At 57.8% G+C, this 21512-nt stretch carries 19 protein-coding genes and 1 pseudogene; 16 read left to right on the plus strand and 4 right to left on the minus strand.

Annotation, left to right across the window (positions count from 1 at the left end; genetic code table 11):
• The first annotated feature begins 98 nt into the window (after positions 1-98).
• The 13 genes from PSH90_RS14530 (at position 99) to PSH90_RS14590 (ending at position 16453) form a co-directional block, all read left to right on the plus strand.
• Positions 99-1025, plus strand: a complete 927-nt coding sequence (locus PSH90_RS14530) for a carbohydrate ABC transporter permease (RefSeq protein WP_041480415.1) — start codon at positions 99-101, stop codon at positions 1023-1025.
• Positions 1026-1033: 8 nt separating this feature from the next.
• Positions 1034-1864: a carbohydrate ABC transporter permease gene (locus PSH90_RS14535; RefSeq protein WP_016774872.1), complete on the plus strand. Its 831-nt coding sequence runs from the start codon at positions 1034-1036 to the stop codon at positions 1862-1864.
• Positions 1865-2028: 164 nt separating this feature from the next.
• Positions 2029-3132, plus strand: a complete 1104-nt coding sequence (locus PSH90_RS14540) for an ABC transporter ATP-binding protein (protein ID WP_150740923.1) — start codon at positions 2029-2031, stop codon at positions 3130-3132.
• Positions 3133-3147: 15 nt separating this feature from the next.
• Positions 3148-4620 carry a mannitol dehydrogenase family protein gene (locus PSH90_RS14545; protein WP_305380865.1) on the plus strand — a complete coding sequence of 491 codons (1473 nt, stop codon included), beginning with the start codon at positions 3148-3150 and terminating at the stop codon, positions 4618-4620.
• Between the two features lie 204 nt (positions 4621-4824).
• Positions 4825-6321 carry a xylulokinase gene (gene xylB / locus PSH90_RS14550; protein WP_305380867.1) on the plus strand — a complete coding sequence of 499 codons (1497 nt, stop codon included), beginning with the start codon at positions 4825-4827 and terminating at the stop codon, positions 6319-6321.
• A 13-nt stretch (positions 6322-6334) separates the two neighbouring features.
• On the plus strand, positions 6335-7273 hold the full coding sequence (locus PSH90_RS14555; protein ID WP_095180115.1) for a carbohydrate kinase: 939 nt from the start codon (positions 6335-6337) through the stop codon (positions 7271-7273).
• A gap of 44 nt (positions 7274-7317) precedes the next feature.
• Positions 7318-7938 carry a hypothetical protein gene (locus PSH90_RS14560; RefSeq protein WP_016774877.1) on the plus strand — a complete coding sequence of 207 codons (621 nt, stop codon included), beginning with the start codon at positions 7318-7320 and terminating at the stop codon, positions 7936-7938.
• A 275-nt stretch (positions 7939-8213) separates the two neighbouring features.
• Positions 8214-10268 (plus strand): type VI secretion system tip protein VgrG, encoded by a 2055-nt coding sequence (locus PSH90_RS14565; RefSeq protein ID WP_305380868.1) that lies wholly within the window; start codon positions 8214-8216, stop codon positions 10266-10268.
• Positions 10259-11125, plus strand: coding sequence for a DUF4123 domain-containing protein (locus PSH90_RS14570; protein WP_150740928.1), 867 nt, complete (start codon positions 10259-10261; stop codon positions 11123-11125). The genes PSH90_RS14565 and PSH90_RS14570 overlap by 10 nt, the downstream gene beginning before the upstream one ends.
• 33 nt (positions 11126-11158) lie before the next feature.
• Positions 11159-14410 carry a hypothetical protein gene (locus PSH90_RS14575; RefSeq protein WP_217848923.1) on the plus strand — a complete coding sequence of 1084 codons (3252 nt, stop codon included), beginning with the start codon at positions 11159-11161 and terminating at the stop codon, positions 14408-14410.
• 20 nt (positions 14411-14430) lie between these two features.
• A complete protein-coding gene (locus PSH90_RS14580) occupies positions 14431-15405 on the plus strand; it encodes a tetratricopeptide repeat protein (RefSeq protein ID WP_041480226.1) in 975 nt (324 codons plus the stop codon).
• A 289-nt stretch (positions 15406-15694) separates the two neighbouring features.
• Positions 15695-15964 (plus strand): DUF2790 domain-containing protein, encoded by a 270-nt coding sequence (locus PSH90_RS14585; protein ID WP_125926529.1) that lies wholly within the window; start codon positions 15695-15697, stop codon positions 15962-15964.
• Positions 15965-16054: 90 nt separating this feature from the next.
• Entirely contained in the window at positions 16055-16453 is a 399-nt protein-coding gene (locus tag PSH90_RS14590) for a hypothetical protein (protein WP_305380870.1), read from the plus strand.
• Here PSH90_RS14590 and PSH90_RS14595 read toward each other — a convergent pair.
• Positions 16450-16719 (minus strand): DUF1652 domain-containing protein, encoded by a 270-nt coding sequence (locus tag PSH90_RS14595; protein WP_016774885.1) that lies wholly within the window; start codon positions 16717-16719, stop codon positions 16450-16452. The genes PSH90_RS14590 and PSH90_RS14595 overlap by 4 nt on opposite strands.
• Before the next feature lie 369 nt (positions 16720-17088).
• Here PSH90_RS14595 and eco point away from each other — a divergent pair, with 369 nt between their 5' ends.
• A complete protein-coding gene (gene eco / locus PSH90_RS14600; RefSeq protein ID WP_252882121.1) occupies positions 17089-17574 on the plus strand; it encodes a serine protease inhibitor ecotin in 486 nt (161 codons plus the stop codon).
• Between the two features lie 14 nt (positions 17575-17588).
• Complete coding sequence (locus PSH90_RS14605; protein WP_056789713.1) at positions 17589-17894, plus strand: NIPSNAP family protein; 306 nt, start codon at positions 17589-17591, stop codon at positions 17892-17894.
• A 30-nt stretch (positions 17895-17924) separates the two neighbouring features.
• Here PSH90_RS14605 and ilvA read toward each other — a convergent pair.
• Positions 17925-18914 (minus strand): annotated as a pseudogene (gene ilvA / locus PSH90_RS14610) (threonine ammonia-lyase, biosynthetic); the annotation flags it as partial.
• Positions 18915-19200: 286 nt separating this feature from the next.
• Here ilvA and PSH90_RS14615 point away from each other — a divergent pair.
• The gene (locus PSH90_RS14615) at positions 19201-19380 is read left to right on the plus strand and encodes a hypothetical protein (protein ID WP_016774888.1); all 180 of its coding nucleotides are present in this window, start codon (positions 19201-19203) and stop codon (positions 19378-19380) included.
• Between the two features lie 15 nt (positions 19381-19395).
• On the opposite strand, the gene PSH90_RS14620 is transcribed toward PSH90_RS14615, so the two are convergent.
• Together PSH90_RS14620 and PSH90_RS14625 are read right to left on the minus strand one after the other, a co-directional pair.
• Positions 19396-20697 (minus strand): ATP-binding protein, encoded by a 1302-nt coding sequence (locus tag PSH90_RS14620; protein ID WP_252886292.1) that lies wholly within the window; start codon positions 20695-20697, stop codon positions 19396-19398.
• A gap of 4 nt (positions 20698-20701) precedes the next feature.
• Positions 20702-21403, minus strand: coding sequence for a response regulator transcription factor (locus tag PSH90_RS14625; protein ID WP_016774890.1), 702 nt, complete (start codon positions 21401-21403; stop codon positions 20702-20704).
• Positions 21404-21512 lie beyond the last annotated feature (109 nt).

A 21512-nucleotide genomic window follows, 5' to 3' on the forward strand; every position in this document is an offset into this window, starting at 1 on the left:
GTCAGCCAACACACATGACACTGACCCAGCGCTTTCGCGAGCAGGCTCGCTCCCACATGGGGATCTCCATAGGTCTGTATGACTCGGTTGTGAATGCCATGAATACTTCAACTGCCAAAGCCCACATCGACCTGTCGCCACCGCAGCGCAAGCTGCGGGTGCGCAATCCCGGCTGGTTTCTGGTCAGTCCTTCGGTGGCGCTGTTGCTGCTGTGGATGATCGTGCCGCTGGGCATGACCCTGTACTTTTCGATGATCCGCTACAACTTGCTCTATCCCGGCGAAAACGAATTCGTCGGGCTGGAGAACTTCACCTATTTCCTCACTGATTCGGGTTTCATGCCCGGCGCGACCAATACGTTGTTGCTCGTTGGCAGTGTGCTGCTGATCAGCGTGGTCTTCGGCGTGCTGATCAGCGCGTTGCTCGAGGCCAGCGAATTCCTTGGGCGCGGCCTGGTGCGGGTGATGCTGATCTCGCCGTTTTTCATCATGCCCACCGTCGGCGCGTTGATCTGGAAAAACCTGATTTTCCACCCGGTCTCGGGGATCCTCGCCTACATCTGGAAGCTGTTCGGTGCGCAACCGGTGGACTGGCTGGCGCACTACCCGCTGCTGTCGATCATCATCATTGTTTCGTGGCAATGGCTGCCCTTCGCGATCCTGATTCTGATGACCGCCATGCAGTCACTGGATCAGGAACAGAAAGAAGCCGCGCGCCTGGATGGTGCCGGCCCGATCGCGATTTTCTGGCACTTGACCCTGCCGCATCTGGCGCGGCCGATTGCTGTGGTGGTGATGATCGAAACAATCTTCCTGCTCTCGGTGTTCGCCGAAATCTTCACCACCACCAACGGTGGCCCCGGCTACGCCTCGACCAACCTCGCCTACCTGATCTACAACCAGGCGCTGGTGCAGTTCGACGTCGGCATGGCCTCGGCGGGCGGCTTGATTGCCGTGGTCATCGCCAACATCGCCGCGATCATTCTGGTGCGAATGATCGGCAAAAACCTGACTGACAAAGCGTGAGGCCTGCCATGACCCTCCAACAATCCCGCCGCCTGCAAAGCCTGCTGCTCGGCACGCTGGCCTGGGCCATCGCGATCGTGATTTTCTTCCCGATCTTCTGGATGGTGATGACCAGTTTCAAGAGCGAAATCGACGCTTTCGCCACGCCGCCGCAGTTCATCTTCACGCCAACGCTGGAGAACTACCTGCACATCAACGAGCGCAGCGATTACTTCAGCTTCGCCTGGAACTCGGTGGTGATCTCCTTCAGCGCCACCGCCCTGTGCCTGTTGATCGCGGTGCCGGCGGCCTACTCGATGGCGTTCTACGAAACCCAGCGCACCAAAGGCACGCTGCTGTGGATGCTCTCGACCAAAATGCTGCCGCCGGTGGGCGTGCTGATGCCGATCTACCTGCTGGCCAAGAGTTTCGGCCTGCTCGACACGCGCATCGCGCTGATCGTGATCTATACGCTGATCAACCTGCCGATCGTGGTCTGGATGGTTTACACCTACTTCAAGGACATCCCCAAGGACATCCTCGAAGCCGCCCGCCTCGATGGTGCGACGCTGTGGCAGGAGATGGTCCGCGTGCTGCTGCCAATCGCCAAGGGCGGCCTCGCCTCGACCGTGCTGCTGTCGCTGATCCTGTGCTGGAACGAGGCGTTCTGGTCGCTGAACCTGACCTCATCGAATGCCGCACCGCTGACCGCGCTGATCGCCTCGTATTCAAGTCCCGAAGGGCTGTTCTGGGCCAAGTTGTCGGCCGTATCGACCCTGGCCTGTGCGCCGATTCTGATCTTTGGCTGGATCAGCCAGAAGCAACTGGTGCGCGGTCTCTCGTTCGGCGCCGTGAAATGAACATCCCGAATCCAACCCTATCCCCTGTGGGAGCGAGCCTGCTCGCGAAAGCGGAGTGTCATTCAACCCTGATGTCGACTGACACGGCCCCTTCGCGAGCAGGCTCGCTCCCACAGAAAAGCCGATCTGGTTTAACCCAATAATAAATTGCGGAGGCCCATCTCATGGCCAACCTGAAAATCAAGAATCTGCAAAAAGGCTTCGAAGGCTTTTCCATCATCAAGGGCATCGACCTTGAAGTGAACGACAAGGAATTCGTGGTCTTCGTCGGCCCCTCGGGCTGCGGCAAATCCACCCTGCTGCGCTTGATCGCCGGTCTGGAAGAGGTCAGCGGCGGCACTATCGAACTTGATGGCCGCGATATCACCGAAGTCAGCCCGGCCAAGCGCGATCTGGCGATGGTGTTCCAGACCTACGCGCTGTACCCGCACATGACCGTGAAAAAGAACATGTCGTTCGCCCTCGATCTGGCCGGCGTGCCGAAAGCCGAGGTCGAGCGCAAGGTTGGCGAAGCGGCACGTATTCTTGAACTCGGGCCGATGCTCGAGCGCAAACCGAAACAGCTGTCCGGCGGTCAGCGTCAGCGCGTGGCGATCGGCCGCGCCATCGTGCGCAACCCGAAGATTTTCCTCTTCGATGAGCCGCTGTCCAACCTCGACGCGGCGTTGCGCGTGCAGATGCGGCTGGAACTGCTGCGCCTGCATAAAGACCTGCAAGCGACGATGATTTATGTGACCCACGATCAGGTCGAAGCGATGACCATGGCCGACAAAGTCGTGGTGCTCAATGGCGGCAGGATCGAGCAGGTCGGCTCGCCGCTGGACCTCTATCACAACCCGGCCAATCTATTTGTCGCAGGCTTCCTCGGTACGCCGAAAATGGGTTTCCTCAAAGGCAAGATTGCCCGCATCGACGGCGCCAGCTGCGAAGTTTCGCTGGACGCCGGCACGCGCATCACCCTGCCGTTCAACGCCGCCAGCCTCAGTGTCGGCAGCGCTGTCACGTTGGGCATTCGCCCCGAACATCTTGAGCTGGCGCAACCCGGCGACTGCACGTTGCAAGTCACTGCCGACGTCAGCGAACGCCTTGGCAGCGACACCTTCTGCCACGTCACCACCAGCGCCGACGAAGCCCTGACCATGCGCGTGCGCGGCGATCTGGCCAGCCGTTACGGCGAGCAATTGAGCCTGCGCCTGGACCCGACTCACTGCCATCTGTTCGATGCCGAAGGTGTGGCGCTGACCCGTCCGCTGCGTGCTGCGGCCTGATTTCGAGACTATCCGATGAAACTCAACCAACAGAACCTCAATCGCCTCGCCGCCCAGGTGCAACTGCCAGGCTACGACCTCGCTGACACGCGTCAGGGCATCGCCCACATCGGCGTCGGTGGTTTCCATCGTGCGCATCAGGCGTATTACACCGATGCCTTGATGAACACTGGCGAAGCGCTGGACTGGGCAATCTGTGGCGTCGGCCTGCGCCCGGAAGATCGCCGTGCTCGCGATGATCTGCGCGAGCAGGATTACCTGTTCACCCTGTTTGAACTGGGCGACAGCGATGACACCGAAGTGCGCGTCATTGGCGCGATCCGCGACATGCTGCTGGCCGAAGATGACGCCCAGACGCTGATCGACAAACTCGCCGAACCACAGATCCGCATCGTCTCGCTGACCATCACCGAGGGCGGCTACTGCATCGACGACAGCAACGGCGAGTTCATGGCGCATCTGCCGCAGATTCAACACGACCTCGCCCATCCCGAAGCACCGGGCACCGTGTTCGGTTTCCTCTGCGCAGCGTTGGCCAAACGCCGCGCGGCGGGTGTTCCGGCGTTCACTGTGATGTCCTGCGATAACCTGCCGCACAACGGCGCCGTCGCGCGCAAGGCGCTGCTGGCTTTCGCCGCCCTGCGTGATCCGGATCTGCGCGACTGGATCGACCAGAACGTCAGTTTCCCCAACGCCATGGTCGATCGCATCACACCGATGACCAGCACCGCGCATCGCCTGCAACTGGCCGACAAACACGGCGTCGACGATGCCTGGCCGGTGGTCTGCGAGCCGTTTGTGCAGTGGGTGCTGGAGGACAAATTCGTCAGCGGCCGCCCGGCATGGGAAAAGGTCGGCGTGCAGTTCACCGACGACGTATCACCGTACGAAGAGATGAAAATCAAACTGCTCAACGGCAGTCACCTGGCGCTCACCTATCTGGGTTTCCTCAAGGGTTATCGCTTCGTCCACGAGACCATGAACGATCCGCTGTTCGTGCGTTACATGCGCGCTTATATGGATCAGGATGTCACGCCGCAGCTGGCCCCGGTACCGGGCATTGATCTGAGCGAATACAAGGACACGCTGGTCGCGCGGTTTTCCAATCAGGCGATTGCCGATCAGTTGGAGCGCGTGTGTTCGGATGGCTCATCGAAGTTTCCCAAGTTCACCGTCCCGACGATCAATCGGCTGATCGCCGATGGCCGCGAGACCAAACGTGCAGCGCTGGTCGTGGCGGCGTGGGGGCTGTATTTGAAGGGCGTGGATGAGAATGGCGATACGTATTCGATTCCGGATCCGCGAGCGGCTTTCTGCCAGGGATTGGTGGCGGACGATGAGTTGATCACCGAGCGCCTGTTGGGCGTGGAGGAGATTTTCGGCACGGCGATACCGAAGTCGGCGGAGTTTGTTGCGGCATTCGAGTGGTGCTGCCAGAGTTTGCGCGAGGTTGGGGTTTCGGGGACTCTGGAACGGGTGCTCGGCTGAAAAGCCCCTCACCCTAGCCCTCTCCCGGAGGGAGAGGGAACCGACCGCGTGGTTCTTCCGTTATTCATCGACCTGAAATTCCGAGTCGAATACAGAGTGTGAAAGGCATGAAAATCTGCTCCCTTTCCCCCTCGCCCCCGTGGGGGAGAGGGCTGGGGTGAGGGGGTAGCTCTTGATCTTCAGCGCAATCTGACAGGCCCATACATGACAACAACAAAGCTCTTCCTGGGTATCGACTGCGGCACCCAAGGCACCAAAGCGATCATCCTCGACGCCGACAGCGGTCAGGTGCTCGGTCTGGGCGCGGCGCCGCACACGATGATCAGCGGCGCCAACGGCCGCCGCGAACAAGACGTTCAGCAATGGCTCGATGCATTCGTCAGCGCCACCCGCCAGGCCTTGCAAGCGGCAAACGTCGACGGCCAAGCGATCCTCGGCGTTGGCGTCTCCGGCCAGCAACACGGCCTGGTGCTGCTCGATGAGCAAGGCGCAGTGCTGCGCCGGGCCAAGCTCTGGTGCGACACCGAAACCACGCCGGAAAACGAGCGCTTGCTCGCGCAACTGGGCGGCGAGCAAGGTTCGCTGGAACGCCTCGGCGTGGTCATTGCGCCGGGCTACACGGTGTCGAAACTGCTCTGGACCAAAGAGCAGCATCCCGACGTGTTCTCACGCATTGCACGCATTCTGTTGCCCCACGACTACCTCAATTACTGGCTCACTGGCCGCGCCTGCAGCGAATACGGCGACGCCTCCGGCACCGGCTACTTCGACGTGCGCACGCGGCAATGGGATGTGCAGATCCTGCGCGACATCGACGCCAGCGGCCGTTTGCAAGCCGCGCTGCCGGAGCTGATCGACGCGCACGCCGCCGTCGGCACCCTCCTCCCGGCAATCGCCGAGCAACTCGGCATCAACCCCAACGCGGTGGTCTCGAGCGGCGGTGGCGACAACATGATGGGCGCCATTGGTACCGGCAATATTCAGCCCGGCGCGATCACCATGAGCCTCGGTTCGTCCGGCACGGTCTACGCGTTCTCCGACGCACCGAACGTCAGCGCCGACGCCTCGGTTGCCACGTTCTGTTCCTCCAGCGGCGGCTGGCTGCCGCTGATCTGCACCATGAATTTGACCAACGCCACCGGTGCGATTCGCGAACTGTTCAGGCTCGATCTGCCGACCTTCAACGAACTGGTCGCGCAGTCGCCGATCGGCGCCGAAGGCGTGAGCATGTTGCCGTTCCTCAACGGCGAACGCGTGCCCGCCCTGCCCCACGCCACCGGCAGCCTGCACGGGCTGACGATGGACAATCTGACCCAGGCCAATCTGTGCCGCGCGGCCGTCGAAGGCACCACCTTCGGTTTGCGCTACGGGCTGGATTTGCTCCGCCAGAATGGTTTACAAAGCCTGCGCATCTGCCTGATCGGCGGCGGCTCGAAGAGCGCGGTGTGGCGGCAGATCGTCGCCGACATCATGAACGCCCCGGTGATCTGCACAGAACAAAGCGAAGCCGCCGCACTGGGCGCGGCGATTCAGGCAGCGTGGTGCGCGTCGCGCTCGAACGGCGATGATGTGTCCCTGGCCGATCTGTGCGAACGCTGCGTCAAACTCGACGCGCGCAGTGAAACCCTGCCGATCGCCGCCAATGTCGCGGCGTTCCAGCAGGCCTACGAACGCTATCAACAGCATGTCGCAACCCTATAACGAGCAAACAACTATGTACCTGGTGTGTGGCGAAGCCCTGTTTGATTTTTTCAGCGAAAACGACGCCAGCGGTCTGGCCTCGAAAGTCAATTTCAAGGCAATTGCCGGCGGCTCGCCGTTCAACGTCGCCGTCGGACTGCGCCGCTTGGGCGTGGACTCGGCGCTCTTCGGTGGGCTGTCCACCGACTACCTCGGCCGACGTTTGCAGCAAGTGCTGCAGGACGAAGGCGTGCGCCCGGACTATCTGGTGGATTTCGCCGCGCCGACCACCCTGGCGATGGTCGCGGTAGGCGCCAATGGTTCACCGCACTACAGCTTCCGTGGCGAAGGCTGTGCCGACCGGCAACTGAGCGAGGCGCATCTGCCGACACTTGGCGACGAGGTGCGCGGCCTGCACATCGGCTCGTTTTCGCTGGTGGTGCAGCCGATTGGCGACACGTTGCTGAAACTGGTCCAACGCGAAAGCGGCAAACGCCTGATCAGCCTCGACCCCAACGTGCGCCTCAATCCCGAGCCGAACATCGAGCTATGGCGCGAGCGCATCGCCACGCTGGTGCGCCTGGCCGATCTGATCAAAGTCAGCGACGAGGATCTGAGCCTGCTCTATCCCGAGCAGGATCCGCAGCATGTTATTGAAAGCTGGCTCGAGCATCGCTGCCAGATCGTATTCCTGACACGCGGTGGCGACGGCGCAACGGTGTTCAGTCGCACCCATGGCTCGTGGTCGGTACCGGCGAATCCGGTGAAAATTGCCGACACCGTTGGCGCTGGCGATACCTTCCAGGCCGCGCTGATCACCTGGCTGACGGAGCATTCGCTGGACTCGGTAGAAGGCGTGCAGCAGCTCAGTCGAGAGCAAATCGACGGCATGCTCAGGTTCGCCGTACAAGCCGCCGCACTGACCTGCAGCAAAACCGGTCCGGATCTGCCCTATCGTCATCAATTGAGCTGAGCGCGTAGACTGTCGGCCTTTTTGCGCACGACGGAAAACAGCTCTTGAATCACAGGCACATCCTCGCCCTCCTGACCCTGGCCACCCTGCTGAGCGGTTGCGGCACCTCGCCGCCCCGCTCCCCGGAAGACATCTGCGCAATCTTCCGCGAGAAAAGCGATTGGTACGACGCTGCGCAAGTCACGCAGAAACGCTGGGGCGTGCCGATCCAGGTGCCGTTCGCGATCATGTATCAGGAATCCGGCTACCGCTACGACGCCAAGACGCCGCGCAAATACCTGCTCTGGGTGATTCCTTGGGGCCGCGTCTCAACCGCTTCCGGTTATGCGCAGGCCAAGGATGAAGTCTGGGCCGACTACCAGAAAAGCACCGGCCGCAACTGGGCCGATCGCGAAGACTTCGACGACGCCATCGACTTCGTCGGCTGGTACATGGACAAGACCACCTCGATCAACGGCGTGTACAAATACGACGCCTATAACCAGTACCTGAACTACCACGAAGGCTGGGGCGGCTTCCGTAACAAGACCTACGCGAGCAAAGCCTGGCTACCGCCGACCGCGCGCAAGGTGCAGAACCGTTCGGATCTGTATGCGCAGCAGTATGCCGGGTGCAAGGAAGACCTCAATCGCGGGTTCTGGAGCCGGTTCTGGCATTGGTTGTAGAAGCCGTTCGCGAGCAGGCTCGCTCCCACAGGACCTTAGTGAACGCCGATTTTGTGTACACCCGAGAAACCTGTGGGAGCGGGCTTGCCCGCGATGGCAATCTCTCAAACACCATCAAAGTCTATGAAAGGCCCGATTTCACTGACCCAAACCGCCCTCCTAAGGGTTTTCCCTATGACATCAAGGCCCCACACCTACGCCATTTGCGCCTTGAATGAGGCCGTCTAATCCTGCAACATCCATCACCTGCTTATTCAACGGACGGAATTCAAGGCATGCTGGACGCCAATGCAACCCACATCACCCTCTCGATCGAAGACGCCAACGCCGACCTGCAAGTCCTCAGCTTCACCGGTCGCGAAGCCCTCAACGAACCGTTCCGTTTCGACCTCGAACTGGTCAGCGCCCGCCCCGACCTGAAGCTCGAAGAGCTGCTGCACAAGCGCGCCTGCCTGACCTTCGGCGCTACCGGCGAAGGCAAGATTCACGGCCAGGTCTATCGCATCGAGCAGGGCGACTCCGGCAAGACCCTGACCCGCTACAGCATCAGCCTGATGCCGCAACTGGCGTATCTGCAGCACAACCATGATCAGCAGATCTTCCAGCAACTGACGGTGCCGAAAATCATCGCCCAGGTGCTGGAAGATCGCGGCATTCTCTCTGACGCCTACAGCTTCCAGCTCGGCGCCGAGTATCCGGAACGCGAGTATTGCGTGCAATACGATGAGTCCGACCTGCATTTCATCCAGCGTCTGTGCGAAGAGGAAGGCATCCACTTCCACTTCCAGCACAGCAGCAGCGGCCACAAACTGGTGTTCGGCGACGACCAGACGGTGTTCCGCAAACTGAAGCCGGTCAGCTACCAGCAAGACTCCGGCATGGCCGCCGAGAAGCCGGTGATCAAGCGCTTCAACCTGCGCCTGGAAACCCGCACCACCCGCGTCAGCCGCCGCGACTACGATTTCGAAAAACCCAAGCTGCTGCCCGAAGGCGCGGTCAAATCCGAATTCGCCCCGGACCTGGAAGACTACGATTACCCCGGCCGCTTCACGACTCGCGAGCGCGGCAAGTTCCTCTCAACCCGCGCCCTCGAGCGCCATCGCAGCGACTACAAACTCGCCGAAGGCAAAGGTGATGAACCGACGCTGACCAGCGGCCATTTCCTCACGCTCGCCGAACACCCGCGCGCCGAGTGGAACGATCTGTGGCTGCTGCTGGAAGTCTTCCACGAAGGCAAACAGCCGCAAGTGCTCGGCGAAAACGTCACCAGCGACGTCACCGACAACAAAAGCGATTTCCACCAGGGCTACCGCAACAGCTTCCTCGCCACCCCGTGGGACGCGCACTACCGCCCTGCCCTCGAACATCCGAAACCGAAAGTCCTCGGCAGCCAGACCGCCGTCGTCACCGGCCCGCCCGGTGAGGAGATCCACTGCGATCAGTACGGCCGCATCAAAGTGCAGTTCCACTGGGACCGCGACGGCCAGTCCGATGATAAAACCACCTGCTGGATGCGCGTCGCCAGCGGCTGGGCCGGCGCAGCTTACGGCGGCATTGCCATCCCGCGCATCGGCATGGAAGTCCTCGTCACCTTCCTCGAAGGCGACCCCGACCAGCCCCTCGTCACCGGCTGCCTGTACCACAAGGAAAACGTCGTCCCTTACGACCTGCCGGCCAACAAGACCCGCAGCACCTTCAAAACCCTCAGCTCCCCGGGCGGCAAGGGCTACAACGAATTCCGCATCGAAGACAAAAAAGGCGCCGAACAGATCTACATCCACGCCCAGCGCGACTGGGACGAAAACATCGAACACGACCAGAAAATCCGCGTCGGCAACGAACGCCACGACACCGTTGAAGCCAACGTGTTGAGCGAGTTCAAGGTCGAAGAACACCGGATCACCCATCTGAATCGCATCAGTGAGATGCGCGCGGATGATCACCTGACGGTGGGAGTGACGCAGCATGTGAAGGTTGGGACTGGGCAGTTTGTTGAGGCCGGCAACGAAATCCATTATTACGCCGGCCAGAGAGTCGTGGTCGAAGGCGCCATGGAACTGACCGCCAAGGCTGGCGGCAGCTTCGTCAAGGTCGATGCGGGTGGCGTGACCATCAGCGGCGCTGAGGTGAAGGTCAATACCGGCGGCTCGCCCGGGGTGGGCACGCCGGCGGCGCCGTTGCTGCCGGGGCCGATGAAGGTTGTGGATGCGGATAAGGCGGGGAAAGTCCCTGTCCCGCTGCCCAAACGTCTGAATGAGTCTGGAATAACGCCGTTGTGCGGCAAGCAAAGCAACGGCGCCTGCAGCCGTAAGGATTGCACATGCATGTGAAAGCGCTCAGCGCCCTCCTCGAAGCTCCACGCCATGGGTTCGTTGATTTACCGAGAGAAAGCTCTGAATCAACACTGTGTTTCATTATTGACCCGGTTCGACAGCCTGACGCGATGAGCCGCCTTTATCGTGTTGGCGAACCGGTGGTGGATGCACAGGGCCTGTTCCTCAAAACCGCCTTCGCTGAGATCGCCGCTGACGGTCCGCTCTGGATCACCGCGCCATGGGGCAGTCGCCTTGCGGCTGAGGCAGCAAAGCTGTGCGAGGAAAATTTCTCTGGCATTGCCATTACCACAGCTGATTCTGACAAAGCGCTCGCCCATGCGCGCTGGCTCTTGCGCGCTAATGATGGCTCTGGCGGACAAAGCCTGCTGAGCTACCACAAGCCAAGCCTGTGGGCCGCGCTGGCCTATACCGCTGGCGACAACTCCCATCAGCTGTTCGGCCCTTGGCAGCACGTATACAGCCCAGCGCCGGTTCATTTTGGGCGCAATGAAGGTCCATGGCTCAGTTGGCGCGCCGTCTCGGAAGTCGAATGGCTGGGCGATACTTCAGTGTTCAGCCTGCCGCCATCCGCGGCGAACGTTCAAGAGCATTTGGGTTGGGTTTATTGGGCAGATGAACATCACGCAGATTACGGCGAGCCGAGCGATGAGCATCTGCCCAACCTTGTGGCAAACCTCAATGTGCTGGTTGCCCACAATATTTACGAAGGCCGTCACTTGCTGAAGCTGGGGTCAATCACAAATGGTCCACTGCTTGAAACACAGCCACAGGCAATGGCCATCCTGCAATCCAGGGAAGAGTCGTTCATCAAAGTACAGCAGCTGCAGCAACTCACCACCAGCGTTGCTTGATGAACCCGTCCGTTAAGAATGAATGGAAGCGAAATGGAACAAAATACCAGCGCAGCACCTAACACCGAATCGGCACCTGCAAAACCGGTAGTTGCCGATGAAACTTGTGCAAAACCGCCTCGGGATATTGGTGAACAGCCCGAAGCGCCGGAAGACACACCAGGCGATCACGACAAAGTGAAAACGCCCTGCTCCACCATTTATGGCAGTGCAATTTACGATACGGAAAATGAATCCTTCTGGTTACTACCAGAGCGGACAAACTCCGCCCTGAAAGAAGCTTCCAGTGACTTGGAACAGAAGGTCAGCTCAAGCAAATCTCCAGAAGAACGGAAAAAAGGGCTCTACGAGTCGGGACTCCTTGAGTATTTCCTAGAGCCTAAACTGGCAAACTTTCTTGAGGGTGACGAGAAAGCACGGATGCTAGAAATCGAAGCTCAACATCCGAATATCAGCAATCTGGATGCAGCACTTCTAGACGCTCAGCAGAACTTAAAAACCACGGCGCCAGAAGATTCTTCCACTCAGCTTACCGCCCTTGAGCAAGATCAGCTTAAAAGAAACCATTTCATGTCCGCCCGGGATGCTGCAACCCGCGTACGTGGCATGCATAGCGAATGGCAAAAGCTCAAGCGCATGGCCATCGCCGCCGCTAAGGAAAAAGGCTACGCGTACGAAAGCGGCAACCTTTATGCGCCCAAAGCCATCGCGGCCCGGGAAGCCGTTCAAAAGTATCTGAAAGCGCGAGAAGCGCTGTTAGAGGACAAGGATCTCACCACGTTAACCTCGGCAGAGCTCGCGCCGATGCTCGCTCAAGATAAAAAGCGAATCGACGAGATCGCGATGTGCGGCACTAACAATCAGTTGATGCTCTGCACCTATGTACGCGACCAGGAAATCAAACGTAAGGAAAGGAAAGCGACCTACAGCGCTTATCTGGAGGCCATCACCGACGTTGCACAATATGGGATCGCATTGCCGGAGTTCGCGCTGATTTCTGAGGGCGGAGCAGTCGAAAGTGGAGTCGACCTGTTCAAGCAATATATGGCGCTCGAGAAAGAGCAAAAAGAGACCAATGAACGTCTCAGCGCCAAGTACAAAGGCTGGATCGAGGCAAGTGGCCGACAAGCCAAAGCGCCCACCAACCTGGTCACTAATGAACGTGCCGACTGGGACCGCTTGCAGGCTTCGAAAGAAAAACTACGACTTCAGGCTGAGAGCAATGTGGAAACGGCAATTGTTCGCCGTCATCTGTTGTGGGAGCCAGAGCAATTTCAGGCAAGACCTGAAGAGCGCTTGATCAAAAACGGCTTTCCGCTGGCCGAGATGAGCATGGCGGACAGCCTGAAAAAACCGCTGACCTATCTCAGCATGTATTCGCTGCCACGACTCAAACAAACCGTTAAGGATGACTGGAAGAAAGTTGGCGCCAAGGTCAAAGATCTGATGAAGCGTCCGGGCAATAGCGATGGAAAAGCAACGACGGACACTGAACTGAGTTTGTTTGGACAGTGGCTGAAAAGTGAAGGCGCGTTAAGAATCAAGGATCAGGAAAGCGATTGGTTCTCAGCCGAAGGGTGGTTCGAAATCGAAAAATTCAACGCCTACCTTGAAAACAAAAAGTACAAGGTCACTGCGCTGGAGAACGCTGGTACCCGTAAAGAATGGGGGGACCGATTGCAGCAAGTGTTGTTCAAGGACAACGTACGCAAGACATTCCGCATTTTCGACATCACACCGCAAGCCCAGTTGGTTCGATGCCTAATGCCCTCCACCACGGAAACTATCCATTCATCGACAAAAGTAGAGGGGCCGGACTGGACTCTGGCCGAAGGATTCCAAGCCTCCGCCAAGGCTACTTTTGCCGTTGATCTTGCCAGAGGCGAGGTCGAGCTTTTTAAAGTCGACTTGCCAGATCGTGCCAGCGCGAAAGATATTGTCATCACGTACCGAAATGCAGAAGACATGCAGCAAAAGATGAATCTTGGACGTTTTTCGCTCTATTTAGGCGCGAAGGCTTGGGGCTATGCAGGAGCATCATTGTTGCTTTCTTCGGAAATTGCATTGGATGTCAGCAACGCTGGGTTCCATTTAGCTCCTCCGGAACCGGTTGTGCGCAACCCCGATAAGCGCAGCTACGCGAGAACTGAAAAAAGTGGACAGATTAAAAAAGCTCCTGAAACGCTACAGATACAGGATGGCGCGAAAGCCGCATTTAATCTATTCGCCGGTCTGCAAACCGGGATAATGGTCACCGGAGCGCTAAATTGGGCACCACCCGGCGAAGTAGCCTTGCTAACCAAAGCACCCGTTTCCGGAAAAGCTGCCGGAATGAAAGCCAGCGAATGGTTCAGCCTTGCGCGTTTGACTGTGGAACTCAACGCCGCTGCCGGTCTCGGAGCGAGGGCTGAGGCGAGTATTTCCCTGCACGAGGGCCGTCTGATTCTGGTGCTCAAGGCAGCGTTGATCGCCGGCCCAGGCGTCGGTGGCTCCTTCAAGTTCGAAGTCGGCTACGATGCCGTCACCGAGCTGCTTAACATGTTCCGTAGAGAACTATATAAAAACAAACAGAACCCTTACTTTGTCATTGAAGACGAAACCTATGCGTACCTTTCAAAATTAAATACGCTGGCCATTGGCGGTTTTGATATTCGGATGATTTATCTTATGGGCGCTGATGCGGTGATGACGCTTTATGAGAGCTTGACTGCGACAGGTAAAGGCGGATCTATTGCTGATACGATTATGTTTTACGATCCAGTGGAGGAGCTTGAGGAGTGGTGCATCAATGCGATTCCAGGCGCGCTCGGACCATTATTGATGACACTCATTAGCCCACCTGATGATTTCTCTGTAAATTATTCGAATAACTCAGATAAACCTGATAAAAAAGAGCGCAAATATGACAGTGATCAAGCGCATCTAGTTCAGCAGCAGGCCATTGAGCGCATTCTCGGCTGGATTGTAAAAAGTGCAACCAAGCAAAATTCAATCGAACAAGCTCAGTATCAATTTGAGCAAATTTGCATGTGCATGAATAAGTTTGGAATGAAGCCAGCTAATGCTGAGGAGAAATATTGCGAAAACCGTTTGGCGCTTGATAATTTCATGACTGAGGCAGTCCTTCGCCTTACTGTTCCCTCAGGGGAGGAAATGCGAACGCGCTATAAAGATCATGTCAAATTGTTAGGTGCAAAACGTGACGGATCTTGCCAGCGCAGCCAATATCAAGGACGAACATACGTACCAGCAGGTGTGGCTAAATTTATTCCGACCATCCATTAATGAATTAAAGAGACAAGCATATGTGGCTGCGCTCACTATTCTCAGTAGTTATATTCCTCACTTCTGCTAGCTCCTCTCTGGCAGAACTCGCCCCACGCCAAGAGCAGGCCAAAAACCATGGCATTGTCCTTTATAATCAATTGAAGACCGAGTCTGCCAAGCCTTTTTTATTGATCGCATCGGAGGCAGGAGATAGTGAAGCTCAATATTTGTTAGCGGAAGTGCTTAGAAAAAAAAATCACTACATGAGCTCCGAAGCTAGGGCTTGGTATGAGGCGTCGGCTAATCAAGGCAACCTATACGCCATGATTCAGCTAGGACGGAGTGAAAAAGATCTATGCGATATCACTCGCGACTGCAAACCGCCTCAGAAAGATCCGATCGAGTGGCTGAACGAAGCCAAGAAACAGGCTATAGAGAAAGCAAAAAACGGTAACGCTGAAGCAATGTACATTATGTATGAAATTACCCTAGACGATCAGTGGCTTGAAAAAGCAGCTATTGCGGGTGACGATCAGGCCCAGTACTGGCTGGCGGTATCTTATAAGCAAGGTGATGGATTTTTCTTACCTTGGAAACGAACAGAAGAAGTAAAAAAATGGTTCAAACTGTCCGCTGAAGCAGGAAATCCGCGTTCCATGATGGAGTATGCGGCTCTTCTTTTCGAGAGCGGAGATCTTGAAGGTTTTAGACACTGGAATGAGCAAGCAGCGATAGCAGGTTATGCGGAATCAGTGTATGGATATGGCTCATATCTTGCTCATGAGCCCGACACATATGGATTTCCATATGACCCCGTTAAAGGCTATTCACTAGTTTCATCCTTAAGTATTCTGAACGGCGGGGGTGGAATGCAAGAAAACGTTGAATACAAACTCCCTCTCATTGCAGCCAAGTTGACACCCGCACAAATTTCCGAAGCGCACGAGCAAACAAAGAAATGGGCTGCTACACATCCTCCGCTGTCCTTTTTTCCCGAAAAACTGAGTCGTTAATTCACTTTAATCAATAATGAGTTAGGACGCGAACTACTTGAGAGCCATAATCAGGATCATCGCTCCTGGTTATGGCTGATCGGCAATCGCTTCAATGCAAATATCTTTGGTTAAATGTGCTTACCGCTTGATCCCCGATCTATTCAGCTTAATTAGTCCAATTACCCCCCTTGATCCTCGAATCAAAGACTCTACAGTACTGTTCCGCTCAGGCATCGCGCTGAAACCGACTGCGGCAGGCTCGCCCGGCTTCGTGCCGGGCGCCTACCCGCAACGCTGGAGTCCTCTCATGAACATTCGTCCCTTCCTGCTCACCGCCACCCTCGCCTGCTGCTCATACGCCGCACTGGCCCAAGCCAACGACACCTCCGCCACATCGAATCAAACACCCTACCAATACGGCATGCCACTACACGTGGCGAAGGTGCTTTCGCTAACCGAGCCGCCGACCCTGGAATGCAAAGTCATCACCGCCGACATGAAATACATAGACAACACCGGCAAGCCCGCACAAATCAGTTACAGGAAATTATCTGACGCTTGCAGTCAACAGAACTGACAGACGCTTCTGATTTTCCGGTTGGCCATAGGCTTGGGGTGGCTTCGGCGGTTATGCTCAGGGCCTTCCCTACTGCCGCAAGGATTGGCCATGCAGTTGTCGTTCCGCACGTTGTCGAGCTTCACTTCAATCCTGTGTTTTCTGCTGGCGCTGGTCTGGGGATTTTTTCCGGAGGTGTCGCTGGCGATCTGGAGCATTGGCTATTCGGAAGGCACTGGCGTAGTCGCAAGGCGCAGCGCGGTGCTGTTTGCGGCGTTGGGGGTGATGTTTTATTTGCTGCGCAATGCTCCGCCGTCAGCGGCACGCAGTGCACTGAGCAATGGTTTCATCGTCGGCTGTTTCGGTTTGGCGGCGTTGGGTTTTGGCGAATGGCTCAATGGCCATGCCGGCCCCGGGATTTTGCTCGCGGTGCTGGTCGAGTTCGCGCTGGGCCTAGGTTTCGTGCAGGCCCGGCGCGTGACGGTCAAACTGGGTAAAACGGTTGGTTAAACGGCTCGAGAGCGAGCGCTGGTTTGATGTGTCGTGGTTTGTTGCGCGAGGTCGGAGCGCAGGCCAGCGACCAGGTTGTTGATTTCACGGCAGCTGTTCAGGCGGCTGGCGTCGATTCCACTGACGTAGAGATCGGCTTGGTCGGTTCGATGGTCGCCAAATACTTTGACGGACATCGACAAGTCGGGTGACAGCGTGCACTGGCAGCGTTTCGGCAAGAAGCTGCTTTCAATGATGTTGCGTAATTCCAAGGCAGATAAAAACATGGCGAACCCTCTCCTTTCTGTGCGATTGCCAATCAAGTATTCACGCTGACCCTCTGCTGCGCCTTCACGGGTGTGCCCCCGCTGTTTCCCTGGTGCGGCAAGTGGTGGTACTGCGAAATGCCCATTGGAGTGTAGGCGCCCAAATCCTGTGCGCCTCACCAAAAGAACGCATAAAACGTGCCTTTGATCGGTTCGTTTTGCTCCCTTCAAAATCAAGCACTTGGAAATGTGGCCAGTATCCTGCTATTTGCAAATTGCATGAATCGACCACCCGTCCACTGCAATCTGCAATCTTCAGGCGAATTTGCTTTCGACGACCATGACGGCAAGAATGTCTCCCATTGCAATTCAACCCGCACGGAGGCCTCCATGAATTCCTTAAGCGTTTGCGCGATCACCGGCCTGTTGATCGCCAACCTTTCCACTCTAGCCCACGCCGCCAAGCTCGAAGACATCGCGCCGTATCCCAAAGCCGAAGCCGGGTTTACCCGACAAGTCATCCATCTGCCCAAGCAAGAGCAGGAAGAGAATTTCCAGGTTGAAATTCTCGCCGGCAAAACCCTCGAAGTGGATTGCAATCGCCAGCGTCTGGGCGGTGTGCTCGATGAAAAGAATCTGCAAGGCTGGGGCTATCCGTTCTATCGCCTGGAAAAGGTCATCGGCCCGATGAGCACGATGATGGCCTGCCCGCCTGGCAGCAAGAAAAAGCGCGCGTTCGTTCCGGTCGTCGGTGATGGCTTCATGTTGCGCTACAACAGCAAGCTGCCAGTCGTGGTGTACGCGCCTTCGGACGTCGAAGTGCGCTATCGCATCTGGTCGGCGTCGGACAAAGTCGGCACCGCCCTGCAGGAATAACCGGAGCCCAGCCCTTGATTACTTGCCACGTCAGATATGTGATCGATCCTTACCAGTTACCCGCTTTCGAAGCCTATGCCAAAGCGTGGCTCGACATCGTTGAGCGCTTGGGCGGCACCCACCACGGCTACTTCCTCCCCTCGGAGGGCGCGAGCAACATTGCTTATTGCCTGTTCAGTTTCCCATCGCTGGCCGATTACGAAAGCTATCGACATATTGCAATGACAGACCCGGAAAGCACCGCACTGGTTGCCGATCTGGTCGAGAAGAAATTCATCGTCAGTTACGAGCGCACGTTTCTGCGCCCGCTGCTGCCCTGATCGACATCACGCCGGCACGCCGCAAGCAGCGGCGCGTTCGGCGACATGGCGCAGGCTGTCGAAGTTGATGTTGGCCCCGGAGTCGATGGCGACGAATGTCTGATCGCGAACCCCACTGCGCGCCACGTACTGCTTGATCCCCGCAACAGCCAGCGCACCCGAAGGTTCAGTGATCGAACGGGTATCGTCGTAGATATTCTTGATCGCGGCGCAGAGTTCGTCATTGCTGACCGTGATCACTTCATCTACGCAGAAGCGGCAAACCTCAAAGCCATACGCGCCAATCTGCGCAACCGCTACGCCGTCGGCGAAGGTGCCGACGCTAGGTAGAACCACCCGCTCGTCCGCATTTAAAGCCGCTTGCAGGCACGCCGAATGTTCGGATTCGACGCCGATGATCCGCACTTCCGGGCGCAGGTATTTGACGTAGGCCGCGATACCGGCGATCAAACCTCCGCCCCCGACCGGAATGAAGATGGCGTCCAGCGCGCCTTGATGCTGGCGCAGGATTTCCATTGCCACCGTGCCTTGTCCGGCGATCACGTCAGGATCATCGAATGGTGAAACGAACGTGCATCCGGTCTGTTCGGCCAAATGCAACGCATGGGCCAGAGCAAAGGGGAAACTCTCGCCATGCAGCAATGCGTCGGCACCGCGACTGCGCACGCCGAGCACCTTGAGCTCAGGGGTGGTAGACGGCATGACGATCGTCGCGGCAATGCCCAATTCCCGTGCCGCCAGCGCTACACCCTGCGCGTGATTACCCGCCGATGCAGTGATCACTCCCCGCGCTCGCTGCTCATCGCTCAGTTGCACGAGTTTGTTGTAAGCACCACGGATCTTGAAAGAGAACGTCGGTTGCAGATCTTCGCGCTTGAGCAGGACCCGATTGCCCAATGTTTCCGACAACGCCGGCGCAAGCTGCAACGGCGTACGCACCGCAATGTCGTACACCGGTGCGGCCAGGATCTTTTTCACGTAATGCTCAAGCAGGGCTTGCTGGTCGGGGCTGTGCGGCATGGTCGTCTCCTGACATTTTTCAGAACCCCGGAGACAGAAAGTAAAAACCCGCCTCTAGGGCGGGTTGGGTGCTGCAGCCGTGAGCTAGCCCGCCAAATGAGGAATGGCGGTAATAATGCTTGGCTGGCAGCGCGATACGGTGAAAGTCATGGGCTGGAAATTAGCCTGCCAGCGGATGACAAGTCAATGGCCCGCTGCAGAACTTTGAATCTTCCTAATGACTGAACAGTCACTGCAAAAGAGCACAACAACTTCCGCTCCAAGCCGATGAAAGTGGAGATTGACCATGAATATCCGCCAAGCGCTATTCGCCGTCCCGCTGCTGGTCGCCGCCCTGTCCAGCCCTGCTGTATTCGCTGTCGATGAAAGCGACGCCGTGAAAAAGCCCGAATGTCCGAAAGGCCAGGTGTGGGACAGTAAAACCCAGCAATGTGTGTTGCAGACCAGCGGCACAACGCAGCCCTGAAATTCGTCATACGGTTCAGGCCGTGGCCGGCAACCACAGCCTGAATCGCGCCCCACCCAGCGGCGAACTCTCAACGGTAAGTGTGCCGCCCTGCGCTTCCAGCGCTCGGCGGCTTATCGCCAAACCGAGGCCGAACCCACCCGTCGCGCGATCACGGCTGCGGTCGAGCCTGTAGAACGGTTCGAAAATCCGCTCGCGCTCATCGTCGGGAATGCCGATACCATCATCGTCGACCCATATCTCACACCCTCCGGCAATGACCTGCACACCGATCTGAATGCGCTTTTCGCAATAGCGCATGGCATTGCGCAACAGGTTCTGGATAGCCCGGGCGGTCAGGCGCGGATCCAGCGCGAAGCGTTCGAGTTGACCGTGCAGCAGAACGTCAATCACGATGTCTGGCGACTCCAGTTCCTCATCGACGCTGCCGAGAATGCTGTCGATGAACTCGTCCAGCGACACCTCGATGCGCTCGGGCAATTGCGCCGGATTCTGCAAGCGGCTGTAGGAAAGCAACTCCAGCACCAGTTCATCCAGTTCACGAATATGCGCAACCAGGCTCTGCAAACGCTCGCGACTGGCGGCTGGCAAGTCTTCGGACAACGCCAGCGCCAGGCCGAAATCCAGACGCGTCAACGGCGTACGCAGCTCATGGGAAACAGCGTTAAGCAGATCGCGCTGCTGGTTGAGCAGGTTTTCAATATCGCCGGCCATAGTGTCGAACACATTGGCGAGACTGCCGATGTTCGAACTAGGGGCAATTCTGGTTCGCTCGCTCAAGTGGCCTTTGCCGAAGCGTTCGGCGGTGCCTTTCAAACGTTCAAGATCGCGCCAGTGCGGGCGCAACCAGAGCAGCAGGCAGCCGAGCAACATGGCGCCGATCAGCACGTTGATGCTCCAGTACAACAGATCGACGTCGACAGGATCCGGCGGTACGACCATACGCACGGCTATGTCCGCATTCAGCGGAGTCACCGCCAGCGTTCGCCAGCCCCAATCGCCGATGCGCACCACGTTCTCACCACGGTGCAAACGTTCCTGCTCGATGGGCGTGAACACCGGGTCGTCGATTGGCGTCAGGACGATGTGCAGCGGCTGGAATTCCTTGTCCATCGCCGCCGCAATCGCCGGCCATTGCTCTTGCGGCGCAGCATGAAACTGCTTGGTGATCAGCGATTGCAGACCTCGGGAGAACTCCAGGTTGTAGGTGACGAAGCGGTCCCGAAAGGCCATGACCACCAGATCCGGCACCAGATAGATCGCCGCACTATAGGAGACGATTGTCACCAGATACAGGCGAAACAGAATGCGAAACATCAGCTCAGCATTCCCACTCGGAGCGGCTGAACAGATAGCCCTTGCCCCACACGGTCTTGATCTTGCGCGCCTCGCCGGCGTGATCATCGAATTTGCGCCGCAGCTTGGAAATCGCCACGTCCACCGAGCGGTCAGTGCCATTGAATTCAATACCGCGCAGCCGCTGAAGAATCTGATCGCGACTCAGCACTTCGCCGGCATGCCGGGCCAGCACCACCAGCAAATTGTATTCGCCGCTGGACAGTTCAACCGCTTGATCACGCCAGGTCACGGTGCGCTCGGACAGATCGATGCACAGATTGCCCATGACGATCCGATCGTTGACCGCCAGCGGTTCGCCGAGGCTGCTGCGCCGCAACAACGTGCGCACTCGCGCCAGCAGCACTCGTGGCTCGCAGGGTTTGGTGACGTAGTCGTCAGCGCCCATTTCCAGGCCCAGTACCTGATCATGACTGTCATCGCGGGCCGTGAGCATGAGGATCGGCAGTGTCGCCGAATCGGCACGCAGCAAACGGCACACCTGCAAGCCGTCGAGGCCCGGCAGCATGAGGTCGAGGATCACCAGATCCGGCGGACTGATCCGCGCCCGCTCGCGCACATGGTCGCCACGGCCGATGACGCTGACGGAATAACCGTTGCGCTCCAGGTAGCTGGAAATCAGTTCGGCGAGGGCGGTGTCGTCTTCGACCAGGAGAATGTTGGGCATGGGGTGTTCCAGAGAATGCTGTGGCGACAGTCGGGACTCATTCGCTCGCACATTGAAATGCGATCTCCTGTGGGAGCGAGCCTGCTCGCGAAAGCGATCGAACTGTCGC

It is taken from the genome of Pseudomonas sp. FP1762, from assembly GCF_030687105.1.
Classification (GTDB): domain Bacteria; phylum Pseudomonadota; class Gammaproteobacteria; order Pseudomonadales; family Pseudomonadaceae; genus Aquipseudomonas; species Aquipseudomonas siliginis.

Bases quoted from the DNA above. Each gene is read 5' to 3' on its own strand.
- PSH90_RS14530 (WP_041480415.1), top strand. From the start codon at position 99: ATGAATACTTCAACTGCCAAAGCCCACATCGACCTGTCGCCACCGCAG.
- PSH90_RS14535 (WP_016774872.1), top strand. From the start codon at position 1,034: ATGACCCTCCAACAATCCCGCCGCCTGCAAAGCCTGCTGCTCGGCACG.
- PSH90_RS14540 (WP_150740923.1), top strand. From the start codon at position 2,029: ATGGCCAACCTGAAAATCAAGAATCTGCAAAAAGGCTTCGAAGGCTTT.
- PSH90_RS14545 (WP_305380865.1), top strand. From the start codon at position 3,148: ATGAAACTCAACCAACAGAACCTCAATCGCCTCGCCGCCCAGGTGCAA.
- xylB (WP_305380867.1), top strand. From the start codon at position 4,825: ATGACAACAACAAAGCTCTTCCTGGGTATCGACTGCGGCACCCAAGGC.
- PSH90_RS14555 (WP_095180115.1), top strand. From the start codon at position 6,335: ATGTACCTGGTGTGTGGCGAAGCCCTGTTTGATTTTTTCAGCGAAAAC.
- PSH90_RS14565 (WP_305380868.1), top strand. From the start codon at position 8,214: ATGCTGGACGCCAATGCAACCCACATCACCCTCTCGATCGAAGACGCC.
- PSH90_RS14570 (WP_150740928.1), top strand. From the start codon at position 10,259: ATGCATGTGAAAGCGCTCAGCGCCCTCCTCGAAGCTCCACGCCATGGG.
- PSH90_RS14575 (WP_217848923.1), top strand. From the start codon at position 11,159: ATGGAACAAAATACCAGCGCAGCACCTAACACCGAATCGGCACCTGCA.
- PSH90_RS14580 (WP_041480226.1), top strand. From the start codon at position 14,431: ATGTGGCTGCGCTCACTATTCTCAGTAGTTATATTCCTCACTTCTGCT.
- PSH90_RS14585 (WP_125926529.1), top strand. From the start codon at position 15,695: ATGAACATTCGTCCCTTCCTGCTCACCGCCACCCTCGCCTGCTGCTCA.
- PSH90_RS14590 (WP_305380870.1), top strand. From the start codon at position 16,055: ATGCAGTTGTCGTTCCGCACGTTGTCGAGCTTCACTTCAATCCTGTGT.
- PSH90_RS14595 (WP_016774885.1), bottom strand. From the start codon at position 16,719: ATGTTTTTATCTGCCTTGGAATTACGCAACATCATTGAAAGCAGCTTC.
- eco (WP_252882121.1), top strand. From the start codon at position 17,089: ATGAATTCCTTAAGCGTTTGCGCGATCACCGGCCTGTTGATCGCCAAC.
- PSH90_RS14615 (WP_016774888.1), top strand. From the start codon at position 19,201: ATGAATATCCGCCAAGCGCTATTCGCCGTCCCGCTGCTGGTCGCCGCC.
- PSH90_RS14620 (WP_252886292.1), bottom strand. From the start codon at position 20,697: ATGTTTCGCATTCTGTTTCGCCTGTATCTGGTGACAATCGTCTCCTAT.
- PSH90_RS14625 (WP_016774890.1), bottom strand. From the start codon at position 21,403: ATGCCCAACATTCTCCTGGTCGAAGACGACACCGCCCTCGCCGAACTG.